The sequence below is a fragment of the Trichocoleus sp. DQ-U1 genome (assembly GCF_039961925.1).
In the GTDB taxonomy this organism is placed as follows: Bacteria; Cyanobacteriota; Cyanobacteriia; order Cyanobacteriales; family FACHB-T130; genus FACHB-T130.
On the sequence record NZ_JAMPKB010000162.1, the window covers coordinates 1 to 3770 of the forward strand.

General features: G+C 44.6%; 5 protein-coding genes and 2 pseudogenes. 3 read left to right on the forward strand and 4 right to left on the reverse strand.

The window, feature by feature from the left end:
* A pseudogene (locus NDI34_RS27880) lies at positions 1–101 on the forward strand (IS5/IS1182 family transposase); the annotation flags it as partial.
* Between the two features lie 160 nt (positions 102–261).
* Positions 262–1263: a DNA polymerase III subunit delta' gene (locus tag NDI34_RS27885; RefSeq protein ID WP_190673765.1), complete on the forward strand. Its 1002-nt coding sequence runs from the start codon at positions 262–264 to the stop codon at positions 1261–1263.
* A 27-nt stretch (positions 1264–1290) separates the two neighbouring features.
* Here NDI34_RS27885 and NDI34_RS27890 read toward each other — a convergent pair whose 3' ends face one another.
* The 3 genes from NDI34_RS27890 to NDI34_RS27900 form a co-directional block, all read right to left on the reverse strand.
* Positions 1291–1962: an alternative oxidase gene (locus NDI34_RS27890; protein WP_190414066.1), complete on the reverse strand. Its 672-nt coding sequence runs from the start codon at positions 1960–1962 to the stop codon at positions 1291–1293.
* 187 nt (positions 1963–2149) lie between these two features.
* Entirely contained in the window at positions 2150–2368 is a 219-nt protein-coding gene (locus tag NDI34_RS27895; protein ID WP_190414068.1) for a hypothetical protein, read from the reverse strand.
* Between the two features lie 438 nt (positions 2369–2806).
* Complete coding sequence (locus NDI34_RS27900) at positions 2807–3064, reverse strand: DUF1816 domain-containing protein (protein ID WP_190414070.1); 258 nt, start codon at positions 3062–3064, stop codon at positions 2807–2809.
* Positions 3065–3114: 50 nt separating this feature from the next.
* On the opposite strand from NDI34_RS27900, the gene NDI34_RS27905 reads away from it, so the two are divergent.
* A complete protein-coding gene (locus tag NDI34_RS27905; protein WP_190414072.1) occupies positions 3115–3375 on the forward strand; it encodes a hypothetical protein in 261 nt (86 codons plus the stop codon).
* A 43-nt stretch (positions 3376–3418) separates the two neighbouring features.
* On the opposite strand, the pseudogene NDI34_RS27910 reads toward NDI34_RS27905, so the two are convergent.
* Positions 3419–3652 (reverse strand): annotated as a pseudogene (locus tag NDI34_RS27910) (hypothetical protein); the annotation flags it as partial.
* Between the last annotated feature and the right edge of the window lie 118 nt (positions 3653–3770).

Genomic DNA, 3770 nt, shown 5'->3' on the forward strand with positions numbered 1-3770 from the left:
AACTCAAGCAGTATCGAGCGATTGCAACGCGCTACGACAAGCGTGCGGTTAACTTTCTCGGTGCGATTCACCTCGCTGCTACGGTCATCTGGTTGAATTGATGACACGCCCTAGAAAATTAAAAATCTATAATTCCCTGGCAGTGGCTATTAAACTATCAAGACAATTTTTGAGGGTTGGTTCCAGACGCCATATATCGCGTCTCCAGGGTAAATGGTACTGCTTGCAAATTTTTTGAGTTTTGCCTTTTTTTGCGGTTAAATGAACTTTTTTGCGGAACTTGTCGGACAAAACCGAGCGGTTGAGTTACTAACTCAGGCAGTGGCTCAAAATCGGATTGCTCCTGCCTATCTATTTGCGGGTCCCGAAGGCGTCGGACGCAGCATGGCGGCTCGGTGCTTTGTAGACCTTTTGTTCTGTGCTAATGTACCCGCAACTGAGCCAGACGCCCCCGAATCTCCTGTGATTAAGGAAGGAAGCAAGGGGAGTATTGCGTCTATCAAAAACCGCTTGCGGCAGGGCAATCATCCAGACTTATTTTGGGTGCAACCGACCTATCTGCATCAGGGTCAACGATTATCTGCCGCCGAAGCCGCCGAAGCGGGTGTCAAGCGCAAGGCTCCGCCGCAAATCCGGCTGGAGCAAATTCGGGAAATTACCCAATTTCTGGGACGTTCGGCGCTGGAGGCACCGCGATCGCTCGTTGTGCTGGAACAAGCAGAAACAATGGCAGAAGCGGCTGCAAATGCCTTACTCAAAACCCTGGAAGAACCGGGACGAGCAACGCTGGTTTTAATCGCACCAACGCCGTCGTCGTTGTTACCGACGCTGGTATCGCGCTGTCAGCACATTCCTTTCTATGGTTTAGACTCGGCGGCAATGGAGCAGGTGTTGCGGAAGACGGGTCACGAAGAGATTTTGGAGCATCCGACGGTGTTAGCGATCGCGCAAGGCAGTCCGGGAAATGCGATCGCTTCCTGGGAGCAACTCCAAACGATTCCCCAAGACTTACTTCAGGACGTTATCCATCTGCCAAAATCGTTTCGTGACGCCCTTGAACTCGCCAAACGGATTGATAAAACTCTCGATACAGAAGCCCAACTGTGGTTAGTTGATTATCTACAGCACACTTACTGGCAGCAATTCTTGAACGGTGTAATTCATAAATTGCCCCTCCAGCAACTCGAAAAAGCCCGCCAATCTCTCCTGAGTTATGCTCAACCGCGACTTGTCTGGGAAGTAACGCTATTAGAAATGATTTAAGCCACCATTTGAGAGGAAAAAATTGCCTTAACTCTCTTCAGATGAGGGCTTAAATTCAGGGGAATGGGGGCTTTTAATTTTTTCTTTTGCGTCTGGTTGCTGGCAGGCAATCATGGTTGTGATGTGTTCTTTTTCGTCATTGCGGATGGCAACGAACACATCGTAAAGATTCTCAATTTTTGGGCGACGCTCCCTTGGTGTATGAGAGATTTGAAAATCATCAAACATGTAAAGATCGCCCTCGTGGTAGTAATCAATTGCTATCTGTGGAGCTGGCTGAGTTTTGAGTTCAGCCTCATGCTCTGTTAGAAATTTATCGTAGGTGTGGTAAGCACCTTCTTCGACTAACTGATTAAAGTAGTAAGCCGATCTGGGAGCAATCATGTATACAAAGACTAGAATCCAGTAGTAAGCCAGGACGCCAATCCGAGCAATCATGCGATCACTCCACGATTTCCCCCCACCCAATGCTTCGATGATGCGGAGATGATGCAACTCATTCCAGGACTCAGCAAAGTGAACCTTGATCCAATCAGCATAAGGCCACGCGCCGAGACTTTCATAGAGATGAAGAACCGATAAATAAGCAAAACAAGGAACGCGAGCGATCGTTTCCAAGACATAAAATCTTGCATACCATCGCTCTTGGTAAAAAGTTTTTAAAATAAATTCTAAGAAACTAACGAGTAAACGAATCATTCTCCTAGTCTGCTTTTAAAACGACTAATAATTATAAACTCATGGATTAAGTATAAATAAATGTAAAATAATTAACAAACCAAGTAACCCTATTGATGTAGTGCAGGGGGCTAGCTGATATTGAATTTTTATACTTACCTAATACTCACCTACTGAGACTGCCGGACATCTACTGTGCGGACAACACTTATTGACCAGATTGTTCCACTAATTTTTTCAGACGCAGATATGCCTCTTCTGGGGTGAGCGGTTCAGATTCGGTTTCGTTAGGAATATAGAATTGGCTGCTATCTGGAAAGTAGCGGACGACAAAACTAGGGATAAGACCTAACTTTAGAGCTTTTTTTCCAAATTGTTCTGCTGTTTCCGAAAGGGTCAATTCATCATGGAACTGAGGTTGAGTCATAATCTTTTTGTCTCCTCAATAGTGTTTATAAATATAAACTAATAGGGACGCTAAGTTACAAAAGCTCAGGCAATAGCGCCACCAAGTGTAATTTACAAACAGTCCCTTAAAAGGGAAGCTGGGAGTTTACTAAGCAGAGGGTTCGACAAGAAAGGGTTAACAAAAGCGCGATAGCGTTAGCGAAGCGAGGCGTTAGCCTAGCGCTGACTTGTCAGTTCGCCATCCGACTTAGCGTTTCCGGAGGATAATCGCTGTTTCCCTGACCGTGTAGTACCGTGTAGAAACTCCCAGAGGGAGATTGCCATTCATTTGTTGTCCTTATTAACCAAGTTAATGCCTACCCCTTCCCTGAACTTCTACCGGAGGAGTGGGCATTACGTTAAATCTCTTGGTGATCTTATATACCAACCACTGAATGGTAGATTTCGGACAGTTTTCTTAGTTGACTTCTTCCTCACACATCGTCAACACGCTTGGCTTGCAGCGTTTGATGGTGACTTCGATCCCGCCAGCTTTTTCACTTTGGATATCTTCAATATAGCCAGGGCACGCAGTTGCTGCTTCAGCGGAGTTGTGAAAGGGACCAAAATAGTAGATACAGCGAGGCTCAGTAGTGGCAATTTCCACCCACCAAGACATTCGGAGACCTTGTGCAAATCCTGTCAAGACCTCTTTGATTGTTTTGAGCAGTGCCATAGGAAGTGATAACTAAGAGAATTAGGGATTAGACAAACTAGACAGAGGCATTGAAATTCTCGTTTGAACTGAATGACAGTTCTGCCCAGCTCGATAGGATAACCTGGCAGTCGGCTCATAGTTGTACGATTCTGCTTTCATACAACTGCGTCACTGTACTCAGATGCGATCGCCAAATTGATATTTTATATCTTTTAGAAAACCTCAAAGAATATCAAACACAAAATTTGTTCTTGAATTCTAGTTTAACGGATGCAACTTGGCACAAGTGTATGCAATACAACCTTAAAGTTCAAGATATTGCTGAATAATCAATAAACCCTGACATTAGCAGCGTAACTGTTGACCATATCACTAGCTTTCTGTTTTTGGGATATTTGCTCCCACGCCTAGTTCTTTTTTACTTGTCTTTAACTGCTTCCACAGAGACTTAATATCCTTGTATGCCTGTTCGGAAGAAATCTTACCTCCGGTTTGCAACGCAGATATATAAGAAATTTTTTGTGCAAATTCCTGTAAATTCGCATTAAAAGCTAGCTCCTCTGGAGTGAAACGACCCCAATAACGACTCTGGGGGTAGAGAAAGCTTAATTTAACCTGAGTTCGGGTTAAGCCGAAGGGAGGAAAAACGCATTGATATTGAGAGAGGGCTTCTTAGGCTGATGGCAATAGGCAATTAATCCACAGACCAAATTCACCAAGAAAT